This is a genomic window from Streptomyces griseoflavus (assembly GCF_014649995.1).
In the GTDB taxonomy this organism is placed as follows: domain Bacteria; phylum Actinomycetota; class Actinomycetes; order Streptomycetales; family Streptomycetaceae; genus Streptomyces; species Streptomyces griseoflavus.
This window is the reverse complement of the sequence record NZ_BMUC01000028.1, coordinates 1-13883: the sequence shown is the minus strand read 5'-3', so window position 1 is coordinate 13883 and position 13883 is coordinate 1. Positions and strand designations below refer to the sequence as shown.

13 protein-coding genes are annotated in these 13883 nt (G+C 70.8%); 6 read left to right on the top strand and 7 right to left on the bottom strand.

Going from position 1 to position 13883, the window contains the following annotated elements:
• Positions 1-66: 66 nt before the first annotated feature.
• Complete coding sequence (locus tag IE172_RS33360; protein WP_190101113.1) at positions 67-666, bottom strand: TetR/AcrR family transcriptional regulator; 600 nt, start codon at positions 664-666, stop codon at positions 67-69.
• Positions 667-839: 173 nt separating this feature from the next.
• On the opposite strand from IE172_RS33360, the gene IE172_RS33355 reads away from it, so the two are divergent.
• Positions 840-4145 (top strand): S41 family peptidase, encoded by a 3306-nt coding sequence (locus IE172_RS33355; protein ID WP_190101112.1) that lies wholly within the window; start codon positions 840-842, stop codon positions 4143-4145.
• A 185-nt stretch (positions 4146-4330) separates the two neighbouring features.
• Here the strand turns inward: IE172_RS33355 and IE172_RS33350 are convergent, their stop codons facing one another.
• The 4 genes from IE172_RS33350 to IE172_RS33335 all read right to left on the bottom strand — a co-directional run bounded on the left by IE172_RS33350 (position 4331) and on the right by IE172_RS33335 (position 7919).
• Positions 4331-4510, bottom strand: coding sequence for a hypothetical protein (locus tag IE172_RS33350; RefSeq protein WP_190101111.1), 180 nt, complete (start codon positions 4508-4510; stop codon positions 4331-4333).
• A gap of 75 nt (positions 4511-4585) precedes the next feature.
• Positions 4586-5470 (bottom strand): SDR family oxidoreductase, encoded by an 885-nt coding sequence (locus IE172_RS33345; RefSeq protein ID WP_190101110.1) that lies wholly within the window; start codon positions 5468-5470, stop codon positions 4586-4588.
• Positions 5467-6405 carry an alpha/beta fold hydrolase gene (locus tag IE172_RS33340; RefSeq protein WP_190101109.1) on the bottom strand — a complete coding sequence of 313 codons (939 nt, stop codon included), beginning with the start codon at positions 6403-6405 and terminating at the stop codon, positions 5467-5469. The genes IE172_RS33345 and IE172_RS33340 overlap by 4 nt, the downstream gene beginning before the upstream one ends.
• Complete coding sequence (locus tag IE172_RS33335) at positions 6402-7919, bottom strand: flavin-containing monooxygenase (RefSeq protein ID WP_190101108.1); 1518 nt, start codon at positions 7917-7919, stop codon at positions 6402-6404. Before IE172_RS33335 ends, IE172_RS33340 begins: the two co-directional genes overlap by 4 nt.
• 178 nt (positions 7920-8097) lie before the next feature.
• Here IE172_RS33335 and IE172_RS33330 point away from each other — a divergent pair, with 178 nt between their 5' ends.
• Positions 8098-8718: a MerR family transcriptional regulator gene (locus IE172_RS33330; RefSeq protein ID WP_190101129.1), complete on the top strand. Its 621-nt coding sequence runs from the start codon at positions 8098-8100 to the stop codon at positions 8716-8718.
• A 129-nt stretch (positions 8719-8847) separates the two neighbouring features.
• Here the strand turns inward: IE172_RS33330 and IE172_RS33325 are convergent, their stop codons facing one another.
• Complete coding sequence (locus IE172_RS33325) at positions 8848-9693, bottom strand: exodeoxyribonuclease III (protein WP_190101107.1); 846 nt, start codon at positions 9691-9693, stop codon at positions 8848-8850.
• 17 nt (positions 9694-9710) lie between these two features.
• Here IE172_RS33325 and IE172_RS33320 point away from each other — a divergent pair, with 17 nt between their 5' ends.
• Positions 9711-10187 (top strand): GNAT family N-acetyltransferase, encoded by a 477-nt coding sequence (locus IE172_RS33320; protein ID WP_190101106.1) that lies wholly within the window; start codon positions 9711-9713, stop codon positions 10185-10187.
• A gap of 12 nt (positions 10188-10199) precedes the next feature.
• On the opposite strand, the gene IE172_RS35025 is transcribed toward IE172_RS33320, so the two are convergent.
• A complete protein-coding gene (locus tag IE172_RS35025; protein WP_229886713.1) occupies positions 10200-10409 on the bottom strand; it encodes a hypothetical protein in 210 nt (69 codons plus the stop codon).
• Between the two features lie 473 nt (positions 10410-10882).
• On the opposite strand from IE172_RS35025, the gene IE172_RS33315 reads away from it, so the two are divergent.
• Genes IE172_RS33315 through IE172_RS33305 form a run of 3 tightly spaced genes read left to right on the top strand, consistent with a single transcriptional unit; the run spans position 10883 to position 13627 of the window.
• Positions 10883-11260: a hypothetical protein gene (locus tag IE172_RS33315; protein ID WP_229886711.1), complete on the top strand. Its 378-nt coding sequence runs from the start codon at positions 10883-10885 to the stop codon at positions 11258-11260.
• A 9-nt stretch (positions 11261-11269) separates the two neighbouring features.
• Positions 11270-13063, top strand: a complete 1794-nt coding sequence (locus IE172_RS33310) for an alpha/beta hydrolase (protein ID WP_190101105.1) — start codon at positions 11270-11272, stop codon at positions 13061-13063.
• Between the two features lie 45 nt (positions 13064-13108).
• Complete coding sequence (locus tag IE172_RS33305; protein WP_229886709.1) at positions 13109-13627, top strand: hypothetical protein; 519 nt, start codon at positions 13109-13111, stop codon at positions 13625-13627.
• Positions 13628-13883 lie beyond the last annotated feature (256 nt).

Below are 13883 nucleotides of genomic sequence, written 5' to 3'. Positions count from 1 at the left end.
CAGCCCGACGACGTGAGCGGGGACGTCAGGTGGTGACTGGCTTGGGTCGGCTGACCTGGGGGACGGTCAGTGAGAGGACACGCCGAGGGCGGGGAGGACCACGGCGTCGATGTACGAGGTGAGGAACTCCCGCGTGGGCGGCAGGTCGTCGATCAGTGTCCGCGTGGCGAACGCGCCGACGAGCATGTGCACCATGTAGTCCAGCGCCGGGTTGTCGGGGCGGATCTCGCCCCGGTCGACCGCGCGCCCGATCATCCGCCGGAACTCTTCCATCTCCGGTTCGACCAGGAGTTCCTTGAACGCCCGGCGGAGATCGTCGTTGTGGTGCACCGCCATGGCCAGGGCCCGCATCAGCGCCGCGTTCCGCGCCATGACGCAGTCGTCCTCGCGCCCGATGATGGCGTGCAGGTCACCCCGCAGGGTGCCGGTGTCGATGTCGGCGATGCTGCCGGGCTTCTGGCTGCGCAGTGCTCTGACCACCAGCTCGGCCTTGCCGCCCCACTGGCGGTAGAGGGTGGCCTTGCTGGAGCGGGTGCGGGCGGCCACGGCGTCCATGGTCACGGCGTCGTACCCGACCTCACGGAGCAGTTCGAGCACGGCCCCGTACAGCTCGGCCTCGCGCTCGGGGGTGATCCGGCTGCGACGTGCCGTCGCCGTCTCGCTCATTCCGCTCACCCTTCCGCTCCGGACTCCCCCGCGTCGAGAACGACACGGTTTCGTACAGGGACAAGGTACTCCACGCCCCTAACGAAACGAAACGGTTTCGTTCGTGTTCTGGGTCACGGTTGTCGGTCCGGCATAAGTTGCTGCGGTCCGCTCCCCGGAAAAGCATGGGGAGAGTGACCTATCTGCGCCTGCCGCACCTCACGGACGACCTGCTGTGCTTCGTGGCCGAGGACGACCTCTGGCTGGCACCGCTCGACGGACCCGGCCGCGCCTGGCGGCTCACCGTCGACCGCACCAAGCTCGGTCACCCCCGCTTCTCCCCCGACGGCCGGCACATCGCCTACACGAGCTGGCGCAGCCTCGACCCGGAGGTGCACCTCGTTCCGGTGGACGGCGGACCGGGCCGGCGCCTCACCTACTGGGGCAGCTCCGACACCCGGGTCTGCGGCTGGGCACCCCCCGACGACGACGGCCAGGCCGAGATCCTCGCCGTCGCCTCCCACGGCGAGCCCTTCTCGTACTTCACCTGGGCCTACAAGCTCGCCCGCGACGGCAGCCCCGGCCGCAAACTGCCCTGGGGGCCCGTCTCCGACATCCAGGTCGCCGACATCGCCGGGGAGCGCAGGTCGCTGCTGCTCACCGGCACCCCGCCGCACGAACCGGCCTCCTGGAAGCGCTACCGGGGCGGCGCCACGGGCAGGCTGTGGTTGCACGGGCACCGGCTGCTGGACGACCTCGACGGCCATCTGCACTCCCCCGTGTTCGCCGGTGGCCGGATCGCCTTCCTCTCCGACCACGAGGGCGTCGGCAACCTGTACTCGTGCGCGTACGACGGCTCCGACCTGCGCCGCCACACCGACCACGACGCCTTCTACGCCCGGCACGCCTCCAGCGACGGCACCCGGGTCGTCTACCAGTGCGCCGGGGACCTGTGGATCGTGGACGACCTGTCCGCCGGCTCGGTGCCGCGCCGGCTCGACGTGCGGCTGCACAGCCCGCGGGCGGGGCGACGCCCCTACCAGGTGCCGGCCGCCCGGCACCTGGACGGCCTCTCCGTCGACGACACCGGCCGGGCGAGCGCCGTCGTCGTCCGCGGCAGCCTGTACTGGCTCACCCACCGCGACGGCCCCGCCCGCACCCTCACCGACACCCCGGGCGTACGGGTCCGGCTGCCGGAGATGCTCGGCGCCGGCGGCCGGGTGGCGTACGTGACCGACGCCGAGGGCGAGGACGCCGTCGAGATCGCCTCCCTGCCCCGGGCCACCGGCCGCCGCCCGCCCCGGCGGCTGGCCGCCGGGAAACTGGGCCGGGTGCTGGAGATGGCGGCCGACCCGGACGGGCAGCGGCTGGCGGTCGCCGCCCACGACGGGCGGCTGCTGCTGGTCGACACCGGCGAGCCCGAGGCCGGGGGCGGAACCGGGGCAGACGCCCCGGACACCACCGCGAGCGGGCAGGAGGGGGAGGTCGTCGAGCTGATCCACTCCGGCAACGGACCGGTGCGCGACCTCGCCTTCTCCCCCGACGGCGCCTGGCTGGCCTGGTCCCACCCCGTGATCGGGCGGTCCCTGCGGCAGATCAAACTCGCCCGGATCAGGGACCGGCTGGTCCTCGACGTCACCAACGGCCGCTTCGAGGACGAGAACCCTGTCTTCACCAGCGACGGCCGCTACCTCGCCTTCCTGTCCTGGCGCGGCTTCGACCCGGTGTACGACGTGCACACCGGCGACCTGTCCTTCCCGCTGGGCTGCCGCCCCTACCTGGTGCCGCTGTCGTCGGCGACGCCCTCCCCGTTCGCCCTCACCCCCGAGGGCCGTCCCGCGGCCGGGGGCCTGGACCCGGTCGAGCGGGAGGACGCCGAGGAGGGCGGCGAGGGCGGCACGGTGACCGTGGAGGCGGAGGGCCTGGAGAGCAGGGTCACGCCCTTCCCGGTGGCCGCCTCCAAGTACTCGGGCCTGCACCCGGTCGCCGGCTGCGGTCTGGTGTGGCTGCGCTGGCCCATCTCCGGCGCGCTCGGCGAGACCTTCGTCAACCCCGACGACACCAGCGGCCGGCCCGCCCTGGAGCACTTCGCCATCGGCAAGGCGAAGAGGTCCGAACTCGTCGCCGGTCTGGACTTCTTCGCGGTCAGCGGCGACGGCACCCGGCTGGTCGTGGTCGACGAGGGCGAACTGCGCGCGGTGCCCGCCACCGAGCCCGGCGACAGCGACTCCACCGTGTGGATCGACGCCCGCCGCATCCTGCACGAGGCCGACCCCGCGGCCGAGTGGCGCCAGGCGTACGCGGAGGCCGGGCGGCTGATCCGCGCCTACTTCTGGGAACCGGACATGTGCGGCATCGACTGGGACGCGGTGCTGGACCAGTACCGCCCCCTGGTCGAACGGGTCGCCACCCCCGACGAGTTCGCCGACCTGCTGCGCGAGGTCCTCGGCGAACTCGGCACCTCCCACGCCTACGTCAGCGCCGCCCGCCGCAACGAGGGCCCCCCGCACTACCAGCGCCGCCAGGGCCTGCTCGGCGCCAACCTGGTACCGCGCGAGGAGGGCTGGACCGTCAAGCGGATCCTGCCCGGCGACTCCTCCGACTCCCGGGCCCGCTCCCCGCTGGCCGGCTCCGGCATCCGCGAGGGCGCGGTCCTCACCCACGTCGACGGCCGCCCGGTGAACCCCGTCACGGGCCCCTACCCGCTGCTCGCCGGGGCCGGCGGCACGACCGTGGAACTGACCTTCCTCCCGGCGGGCGGCGACGGCCCCGCCCGTCGGGTCGCCGTGGTGCCCCTGATCGACGAGACCCCGCTGCGCTACCAGGACTGGGTGGCCAAACGCCGCGCGGTGGTCAGGGAGTTGAGCGGCGGCCGGTGCGGCTACCTGCACATTCCCGACATGGGCGGCTCCGGCTGGGCCCAGTTCAACCGCGACGTGCGCATGGAGATGTCCCGGCCCGCGCTGATCGTGGACGTGCGCGGCAACGCCGGCGGGCACATCAGCGAACTCGTCGTGGAGAAGCTGACCCGGACCATCATCGGCTGGGACCTCACCCGCAACGCCCAGCCCGTCTCGTACGCCTCCAACGCGCCGCGCGGACCGGTCGTGGCGCTGGCGGACGAGGCGACCAGCTCCGACGGCGACATGATCACCGCCGCGTTCAAACTGCTCGGCCTGGGACCGGTGGTGGGCCAGCGCACCTGGGGCGGTGTGGTCGGCATGACCGGCCGGCACCAGCTCGGGGACGGCACGGTGATCACGGTGCCGATGAACGCGGCCTGGTTCGACGCCTACGGCTGGTCCGTGGAGAACAAGGGCGTGGAGCCGGACCTGGAGGCCCTGCGCACCCCGCTGGACTGGGCCGAGGGCCGGTACGCGGTCCTCGACGACGCGGTCCGGCTCGCCCTGGAGCAGTTGGAGGCCGAGCCTCCGGCAACCCCGCCCGGCTACAAGGACGTTCCCGACCGCTCCCGTCCCAGGCTGCCGCCGCGGACATGAGGCGGACGGACACGGCGGTGACATGAGAAGGGGTGCCCCCTTCGCCAGGGGCACCCCTTCCGCCTGCGCTTCAGTGCCTCAGCTCAGTGCTTCACACATCCATGCGGCTCAGTGCTTCAGCGCTTCCGTGCTCGGGCACGTGCATGCCCGGGCACTTCCGCGCTCGCGTGCTTCCGCGCGCGACGTCAGACCTCGTGGTCCTGGTCGAAGCGCTCCTCGGACTCGCGCCGGCGACTCTGGTCGCCCATGTCCTCGTCGCGCCGGCGACCGCGGTTCTGCAGCTGCTCCTTGCCCTGCTGGGCACGCTGCTTGGCCTGCTGCTGGAACTGCTCGGACTTCTCCTGGAACTGGTCCTTCATACCCATGTGGGTTCACTCCCGTTGTGCGTGGGGGAACTTGCCCGATCAGATTCACACGGGTGGTGACCCTGCGCATGTCGATCAGTCACGTACCGTAGCGCGGTGCCGCTCGTCGGCGTTGCCGCCCGCTCCGACCAGTCCCGTGCGGACGGTGTCGAGCCGGCCGGCGAACCGCCGCATCTCCCGTTGCCCCACCGTCCCGATGACCGCGGGGAGACAGCCGCGCACCCCCTGCATCCCGCGCAGCCACCACTGCCCGTACACATGGGCCGACCGCCGCTCGATGCCCGCCACCAGCCGGTCCACGGCGGGGCCCAGCGGATAGGTCTTGTTGGACGGCCACGGCAGCCGCTGCCGCAACTCCCGCATGACGTCGTCCTGGTCGGCTCCGCGCACCATGTCGGTGTCGGTCCACGACAGGTAGCCGATGCCCACCTTCACGCCCTGGTACCCGACTTCGGCCCGCAGGCTGTGCGCGTACGCCTCCACACCGGACTTGGAGGCGCAGTACGCCGTCATCATCGGCGCCGGGGTGATCGCGGCGAGCGAGGCGATCTGGAGCAGGTACCCGCGGCTCTCGGCGAGCAGCGGCAGGAACGCCCGTGCGGTGACCGCCGATCCGATCAGGTTCACCTCGATCACCCGCCGCCAGGACTCCGGATCGGAGTCGGCGAACGGTCCGCCCGTCGCCACACCGGCGTTGGCGACGACGATGTCGACCCGGCCGAACCGCTCCCTCACCTCCGCGGCGACCCGGGCCATCGCCTCGTGGTCGGTGACGTCCGCGTACCAGTGGTCGCTGTCGCTGTGCAGCCGCGCGGAGACGTCCTTCAGCGCGTCCGGCTCCAGCCCGACCAGCGCCACCCTCACACCGCGGGCGGACAGCTTGCGGGCGAGCAACTCCCCGACGCCGCGCGCCGCCCCGGTGACGACGGCGACCTTCCCTTCGAGACCGACCCTGCTCATGCGCGCTCCTCGGCGGGTGTGACCTGCTGGTGGGCTGTGACGTGGGCGGCGACGAGGGCCCGGATCCGCCCGGTGACCGGGCCGGGCGCCTCGACGGGCGTCATGTGGCCGACGCCCGGCAGTTCGGTGACGCCGAGACACTGCGGCAGCACGGCCGCCAGCGTCCGGGCGTGCACGGGCGGGGTGAGCCGGTCGGCGGTCCCGACGACGATCTCGGCGGGCACCCGCAGCTCCCGTGCGCCTCCGTCGAGGTCGAGCGTGCCGAGCACGTGCGACCAGGCGTGCCGCACGGCGCGGGGGCAGGCGTGCACGACGTGCGCGCAGGCGTCCACCATGTCCGGCGCCGAAGCCGGGCCCATCGTCGCGTACTTGAGGACGCGGCGGGCGATCGGCGTGACCGGTCCGAGCGGGGCGCGCGAGCCGAGGACCCGGCGCGTCAGCCAGGTCCGTACCCGTCCCGGCGGCATCGGAAGCACCGTCGACTCGTCGACCAGCCGCGAACTGCCGGTACTGCACAGGAGCACGGCGGCGGCGTGGGCGGCGAAGGCGGGCCGGCCGGACGCGGCCATGACGGTCATGCCGCCCATGGAGTGCCCGGCGATCACCGCGCGTTCCCCGGGTGCGAGGGCGGTGGTGAGGACGGCCTCCAGGTCGTCGGCGAGGGTGTCGGTGGTGCAGGCCGGACTCGCGGGCGTACGTCCGTGGCCGCGCTGGTCGTAGGCGATGACCCGGTGATCGGCGGACAGTTCGCGGATCTGTGCCGCCCAGAAGGCGGTCGAGCAGGTCCAGCCGTGGGCGAGCACGACCGCGGGCGCCCCCTCGGGTCCGTGCACCTCGACGTGCAGCCGGGTGCCGTCCGCGGAGACGGCGGTCAGCTCGCGGGCGGCGGCGGGCGGGGCGTACGGTCCGGAGGTGACGTGGGTGAGGCGGCTCACGCGGTCACCCCGGTGTTCTCCCGGCTGGTGTCCCGTCCGGCGGGGACGCCGCGCAGCACGGCGTACTCGGAGAGGTCCACGCGCCGTGTCTCCCGCCGGAACTCGCTGGTCGTCCCGGGCCAGATGGTGGTGTTGCGCCCGCTCTCGTCGAGGTACCAGCTGGTGCAGCCGCCGGTGTTCCACACCGTGCGCTTCATCCGCTCCTGCACCCGGTGGTTCCAGGCGCGCACGGCGCTGGGGCGGGCGTCGAGGGCGACGCGGCCACCGAGGACGTCCAGCTGGCGCAGGTAGTCGGCCAGGTAGTTCAGCTGGGACTCGATCATGAGGATCATGGAGGAGTTCCCGAGGCCGGTGTTGGGACCGATGATCGTCATCCAGTTGGGGAAGCCGGCGGCGGCCGCGCCGCGCAGCGCCTGCATCCCGCCCGCCCAGGCCTCGGCGAGGGTCCTGCCCTCGGCGCCGACGACCCGCTCGGCGATGGGCATGTCGGTGACGTGGAACCCGGTGCCGAACACGATCGCGTCGACCTCGGCCTCGGTGCCGTCGGCGCCGACGACGGTCGACCCGCGCACCTCGCGCAGTCCACTGGCGACCACGTCCACGTTGGGCTGCGCGAGCGCCGGGTAGTAGGTGCTCGACAGCAGGATCCGCTTGCAGCCGATGCGGTAGTCCGGGGTGAGCTTGGCGCGCAGGGCCGGGTCCTTGATGGCGCGGCCCATGTTGCGCTTGGCGAGCTGCTCGACGAAGCCGAGTTCGCCCGGGTGCTTGGTGAACGCCTGGACCTGCAGCTCCCGCACGCCCCACAGCAGTCCGCGACGCATCGTGGTGGTGAAGGGCAGCGTGCGGTGCAGCGCCCGCTCGGCGGCGGTGATGGGCCGGTCGACGCGGGGCAGGACCCAGGCGGGCGTGCGCTGGAAGAGGGTCAGCCGGGACACCTGAGGCTGGACGGCCGGCACGATCTGGATCGCGGACGCCCCGGTGCCGACCATGGCGACCCGCTTGCCGCGCAGGTCGTAGTCGTGGTCCCACCGGGCGGAGTGGAACACCTTGCCGGGGAAGGTGTCGAGGCCGGGAATGTCCGGCAGTTTGGGCTCGGAGAGCGGGCCGGTGGCGGAGACCACGACGTCCGCGCTGAGGTTCCCGCTGCTGGTCTCGATCTCCCAGCGCAGCCGCTCGGTGTCCCACACCATCCGCTTCACCTCCGAGTCGAGGCGGATGTGCGGGCGCAGACCGAAGGCGTCGGTGACGTGTTCGAGGTAGGCGCGGATGTGCTCCTGCCCGGAGAAGGAACGGGGCCAGTCCGGGTTGGGCGCGAAGGAGAACGAGTACAGGTGCGAGGGCACGTCGCACGCGCAGCCGGGATAGCTGTTGTCGCGCCAGGTGCCGCCGACGCTGCCCGCCCGTTCCAGGACGACGAAGTCGGTGATCCCCTCGCGGCGCAGCCGCACGGCGGCCCCGAGCCCGCCGAATCCCGACCCGACCACCGCCACCCGTACATGCTCGTGCTCGGCCATCCCGAAGCCTCCACGCATCGCTCAGAACCCTGCCAGTGAACACTGGCGCAATGGGGAGAGTAGAGCAGTGCCGTACTGATGGGTAGGGGGCGTGCGCAGGAAACTTACCGCCGGTACGCCCTAGGCTGCACACGTGGCAGACGACAGCGCGGAAACCGGTGAGCGGCGCGAGTACCGCATGGAGGAGCTGGCCGAACTGGCCGGCATCACGGTGCGCACGCTGCGCTTCTACCGCGAACGCAAGCTGATCCCGCCACCCCGCCGCGAGGGCCGCATCGCCTGGTACGACGACCAGCACCTGGCCCGGCTGCGCACGATCACGGCACTGCTGGAGCGCGGCCACACCCTGAACGGCATAGCGGAGCTGGCCGAGGCCTTCGACCACGGCCGCGACGTCGGCGAACTGCTCGGCATGGACGTCCCCACCGAGGAGACCCCGGTCCGGCTCACCCCCGAACAGCTCGCCGACCACTTCTCCGGTCAGGTCACCCCGGAGAACCTGGCCGCCGCCCTGGACCTCGGCTACCTCGGGGTCGACGGCGAGGAGATCATCCACATCAGCCGCCGCCTGCTGGACGTCTCCTCGGCACTGGTCCGCGAGGGCATCCCGCTCGCCGAGGTGCTCCGCGCCGGCGCCGAGGTCCGCACCCACGCCGACGTCATGGCCGACCTCTTCGCCGGCCTGATCCTCCGCCACGCCCCGGAGGAGGCCCTGCACCGCCTGCGCCCGCTGGCCCGCAGCGTGGTCGACGCGGAACTCTCCCTGGCCCTGGACCGGCGACTGCGCAAGCAGGACTGAACCCGGGGGCCCCACCCCCGGGCCTGCGCCCGGGTCCGGCCGGGGCTCCGGCTGGGGCTCCGGCTCACAGCCTCCCAGTGGACGGGGACCGGAAGCCGGGTGCACCCGAGCTTCTCGACCGGCGCCGGATCAGCCGGCCGCCCCCTCGTAGACCACCGTCACCGGCGCGTGGTCCGACCACCGCTCGGCGTGCGTCGCGGCCCGCTCCACGTACGCCTTGACGGCCCGGCGCGCGAGCCCCGGCGTCGCCATCTGGTAGTCGATCCTCCACCCCGTGTCGTTGTCGAAGGCCCGCCCCCGGTAGGACCACCACGAGTACGGCCCCTCCACCTCCGGGTGCAGCGCCCGCACGACGTCGACGTACCCGCCCTCGCCCGGATCGAGCACGCGGGAGAGCCACTCCCGCTCCTCCGGCAGGAACCCGGAGTTCTTGGTGTTGCCCCGCCAGTTCTTCAGGTCGGCCTTCTCATGGGCGATGTTCCAGTCCCCGCAGACCACGACCTCGCGCCCCTCGCCGGCGGCCCGCTCCCGCAGCCCCTTCAGGTGGGCGAGGAACTCGCCCATGAACCGCAGCTTCTCGTCCTGCCGCTCGGTCCCGACCTCCCCCGAGGGCAGATACAGCGAGGCGACGGTCACACCCGGCAGGTCGGCCTCCACGTACCGGCCGCTGCCGTCGAACTCCGCCGACCCGAACCCCACCCGCACCCGGTCCGGCTCACGCCGGGTGTACAGCGACACCCCCGCACGGCCCTTCGCGGCGGCGGGCGCGTGCACGACATGCCACCCCCCGGGCTCCCGCACCGGCTCCGGCAACTGCTTCGCCTCCGCCCGCACCTCCTGCAGACAGAGCACATCGGCGGAGGTCCCGGCCAGCCACTCCACGAATCCCTTCTTGGCGGCGGCCCGCAGTCCATTGACATTGACGGAGGTCACAGTAAGCACCAGGGCACGATACGACACCGCACGTCCGGGCATGTTTTACGGTATTCGGCATGGATATCCGCCGGGTCCCCTACGACCACCCCGACGCCGTGAAGCTGGACGCCGAAGTCCAGGCCGAGTACCACGCCCGCTACGGCGACGGCGGCGACTCCACCCCCATGCACCCGGCGGACTTCACACCCCCCAACGGCGTCTACCTGATCGCCTACGACGAGGGCGGCGTCCCCGTGGCCTCCGGCGGCTGGCGCGTGAAGAACGCCAACGGCGAGGGCAACCTCGACGGCGACGCCGAGCTGAAGCGCATGTACGTGATCGCGCAGATGCGCGGCCGGGGTCTCGCCCGCCGCGTCCTGGCCGCCCTGGAGGACGACGCCCGCGCGGCCGGCCGCGTCCGCATGGTCCTGGAAACCGGCACGCAGCAGCCGGAGGCCATCGCCCTGTACGCCTCCAGCGGCTACGCACCGTGCGAGAAGTTCGGCTACTACCGCTTCCACGAGGACAGCCGCTGCTACGCGAAGCCCCTGTGACCGCGGCCCCGGTCAGACCAACTCGACCTGCCAGTGCGCGAGGTCCCGGGACGTGCCGTACGGCCAGTCCACGACCACCGTGGCCGGAACCCCCCGCCTGCTCGGCCTGACCCGGATCGCAACCTCGCGCATCTCACCGGAATCACACTCCCGCCGGTTCAGCCAGTCCAGATCATGGCCAACGGGGTCCGCCCAGGGCTTGCCCTCACGCACCGTTCTCATAGGTGACCGTCAATCCGTACGTCCCGTCGGCCTCCCGTCGCGGAGGGCCGACGGTGACCTTCAGCCCGTCCTCGTACCGGCGACCGCGCAACCGGTGAAACACCCCGAGCGCTCCCTGCCGGGAGCCCGACCGGGAGACGAGTCCGTATCCATGCGGGCCACGGTAGGAACGCGCGGTCCCGTCGATCATGAGCACCGGCACTCAACGTTCACCCAGCCGGCACCCCGCCCGACCCGAGTACCGCGCACCGCCCGGACGAGATCTGAGTACACGTACTCAAGCGCCCTGGTGGCCGATACGGATGAGACAGAACGCAACCTTCCGCTACCTTCTGTGACGAACAGAACACAAAGCGCTCGCACGCCCGCATCGGTGCGGCGACGCACGGCACGGGGAGGCACCACGCATGGTGTGGGAGGAATAGGAGCAGTCGAAGGCCGCGGCAGCCGGACGGCACACCGCGCCGGCCCCGTTGCACGAGCTTCCCGCCCACCAGGGCGGCGGCGCACCCCACCTCCTCTCGAACCGGCCGGCCTGGACGAAGGCCGGCGGGGACATCGGCGCGCTGCGTACGGACATCAGCAAGGCGACGGCGAAGCTGAAGGACGGCCAGACGGGCCTCGGCAGCCCGTCCGGCTGCCTGACCGCCGCGGCCCAGAAGGACATCCACGTCTCCTGGGAGACCTACCTCACCGAGGTCGGCGGGCGCTGCGGGAAGCTGGCCGGCCTCCTGGTGAAGGCGGGCAACGACCAGTCCGAGACGGAACAGTCGATCACGGCCCGGATCAACACGCTGGACGCGATGTACGCGGACACGCCGGCCGTCGGCGGCCGGACGAAGGGACGATGACGCCCTCCCATGGATCTCGCGACGCTCACAGCACTCAAGCCGGCCGAGTACTCCGAGGCAGCCGACGGCTACCGCGTTGCCGCGAAGATGGCGAGCGCGGCCAGGGACGACATCGAGAACCGGATCGCCGTGGCCCTGCGGACCGACCTCAAGGGTGATGCCGCCACGGAGGCGAGCAAGCAAGTCGCCCACCTCGGCCAGAACTTCCACTACATCCAGACCCAGTGCGGCCTCATCGGCACCGCTCTCGAAGCGTTCTCGTACGAGCTGGAAGCGGCCAAGAGGAAACTCGACACCGCGCTGGCCCACGCCGGGACCGCGGGTCTCACCGTGAACCCCGACGGCTCGGTCACCTACCCGGCGGGTGGGGAGAAGTCCGAGGACGGCAAGACCCCTCCGGGCGGCACGGTCACCGGCCTCACGGACGCCACGGCCTCCGCGGTCGGCCGCCAGGCCGCCGGCTTCGACCCCAACCCCCACCACCGCCTCGCCCAGGACTGCGCCGACCTCATCGCCAGCGCCCTCAAGGACGCCACCGAAGCCGACGAGAAGTGGGCCCCGAAGCTCCGCGCTCTGAAGGCGGACGACGACCTCACCGTCTCCGCCGAGGACTGGGCGGACACGTCCTCGGACACGGCAGGGGTACGCGCGGTCGGCGGGGAGTACCTCAACTCCCTCCCCCAACCGCCGAAGGACGGCACCCCAGAGCAGAACGCGGAGTGGTGGAAGAAACTCAGCGCGGAGGAGCAAGCCGCGTGGGTGTCTGCCCGTCCCGGCCTGATGGGCGGGCTGGACGGGCTGCCCGCGTCCGTCAGGGACGAAGCCAACCGCATCGTGTTCGACACCACTCGAGGCACGATGCAGATGGAATTCAACTCGATTCAGCCACCAGGCAACAAATGGACCTGGGTCGTGGCCGGAGGCTACCCGACCAAGGTCTACACCGATGAGTGGATCGAGTGGAACAGTAAACACGGCGACCGGTACGAGCAGCTCGACAGGTCACTCGACGGCATGAAGGCAATTCAGCATCGCTTCGACACAACCGGGACAAACGGGTTGCCTGAAGCGTACCTGCTGGACTTCAGCGCAGAGAACGACGGACGCGCCATCGTAGCCAACGGAAATCCCGACACCGCGGATCACACGGCAGTGTATGTTCCCGGAACCGGGTCGGACCTGAAAGGCGTCGGTGGGAACATCGCTCGCATGGTGGACGTCTGGCGCAAGGCCACCGACGAAGCCGACGGCGGATCCGTGTCCACCATTACCTGGCTGGGCTACGACGCGCCTGACACCGTGGAAAAGGACGCTCCGTTTGAGCACTACGCGTATGACGGCGCGCCGGCTTTTCGCAACTTCATGGACGGACTCGACGCGTCACGCGCCGGTGACGCTCCCTCGCACACCACTGTGATCGCCCACTCGTACGGCACGACCCTCGTCGGTGCCGCGGCCGAGACAGGTCGTCTCGACGCCGACGACGTCATCCTCGCAGGCAGCCCTGGAGTCAAGGTGTCCCGTGCAGACGAACTCGATGTGCCCAAGGGTCACGTGTGGAACGCGGAGGCCGACGGAGACGTGGTTCCGGACATCGGCCGCTGGGGTCACGGTGGGGACGGCTTCATCATTCCCAGTGATCCCGGGTTCGGGGCCAACCAGATGACCGTTGACAGCGAAGGGCACAGCGGTTACTGGGACAAGAACAGACAGATTCTGGAGAACCAAGCTCTGATCGTCGTCGGGAAAGGGGACGAGGTGTCCTTGATTCCACCGCCCAAGCCATGGACGCACGTCAAATAGTATGCCGCCCACCCCGACAAAGTAGGACCTCAAGTGAGAAGACGATTGAGCGCTTTCACGCTCGCCGCTCCGTTTTTCATCACCGCACTCACCGGATGCAGCATGACTGACAAAGAGTCCCAGGAGTCCCCCTTCGCGGGCACCCGCACCTCGCGCGACGCCTCTGACGCGGCGGAAGGGGTGTCCAGCAGTATTTACGACCTGATCGGCGTCAAGGGGAGGGCGTCCGACAGCCGCCCGGGAGTTACAGAATGCTCAGAAAAGGATGCGGATACGCATTTTTCGGTCTTCCACCCATGGAGCTTCTATCCGGCCGCGGAGAGCGATCTCGAGGTGGCCATGGAAAGACTCAGGTCGGAACTACCGAAGAACGGTTGGAAGATCGTCGAGTTCGGTTCCGACAACAGCAAGAACAAGAACACGACACTGATTGCCGACAATGACGAGAACAAGACGGGGGTCAAGATCACCCAGAGGTCCAAGAACAATCCGCCGAAGCTGAGCATCGAAGTCGTGTCCGGATGCTACAAGGTTCCGGACGGTCAGACGGTAGAACGGTTCTGACACGTCGGCAGCACCAGGAGGCAGACGGGGAACGGCCCGGCGCCCTCCGAACGGGGCCCGGCTCACCCCGGAGGCGCCACGGACCACCCTTGACGCCCATGTGAGGCACGCCACGCACAGGACGGAGCACGCAAGGAAGCCCCCGCTGATTTCTCAGCGGGGGCTTCCAACTGTGCAGTGGGCCGTTCACGGGTGGGTCTGAGCTGGGAAAACGGGGACGTTCCACGGAGGCTTCCCAGGGCTGAGAAGATCATTT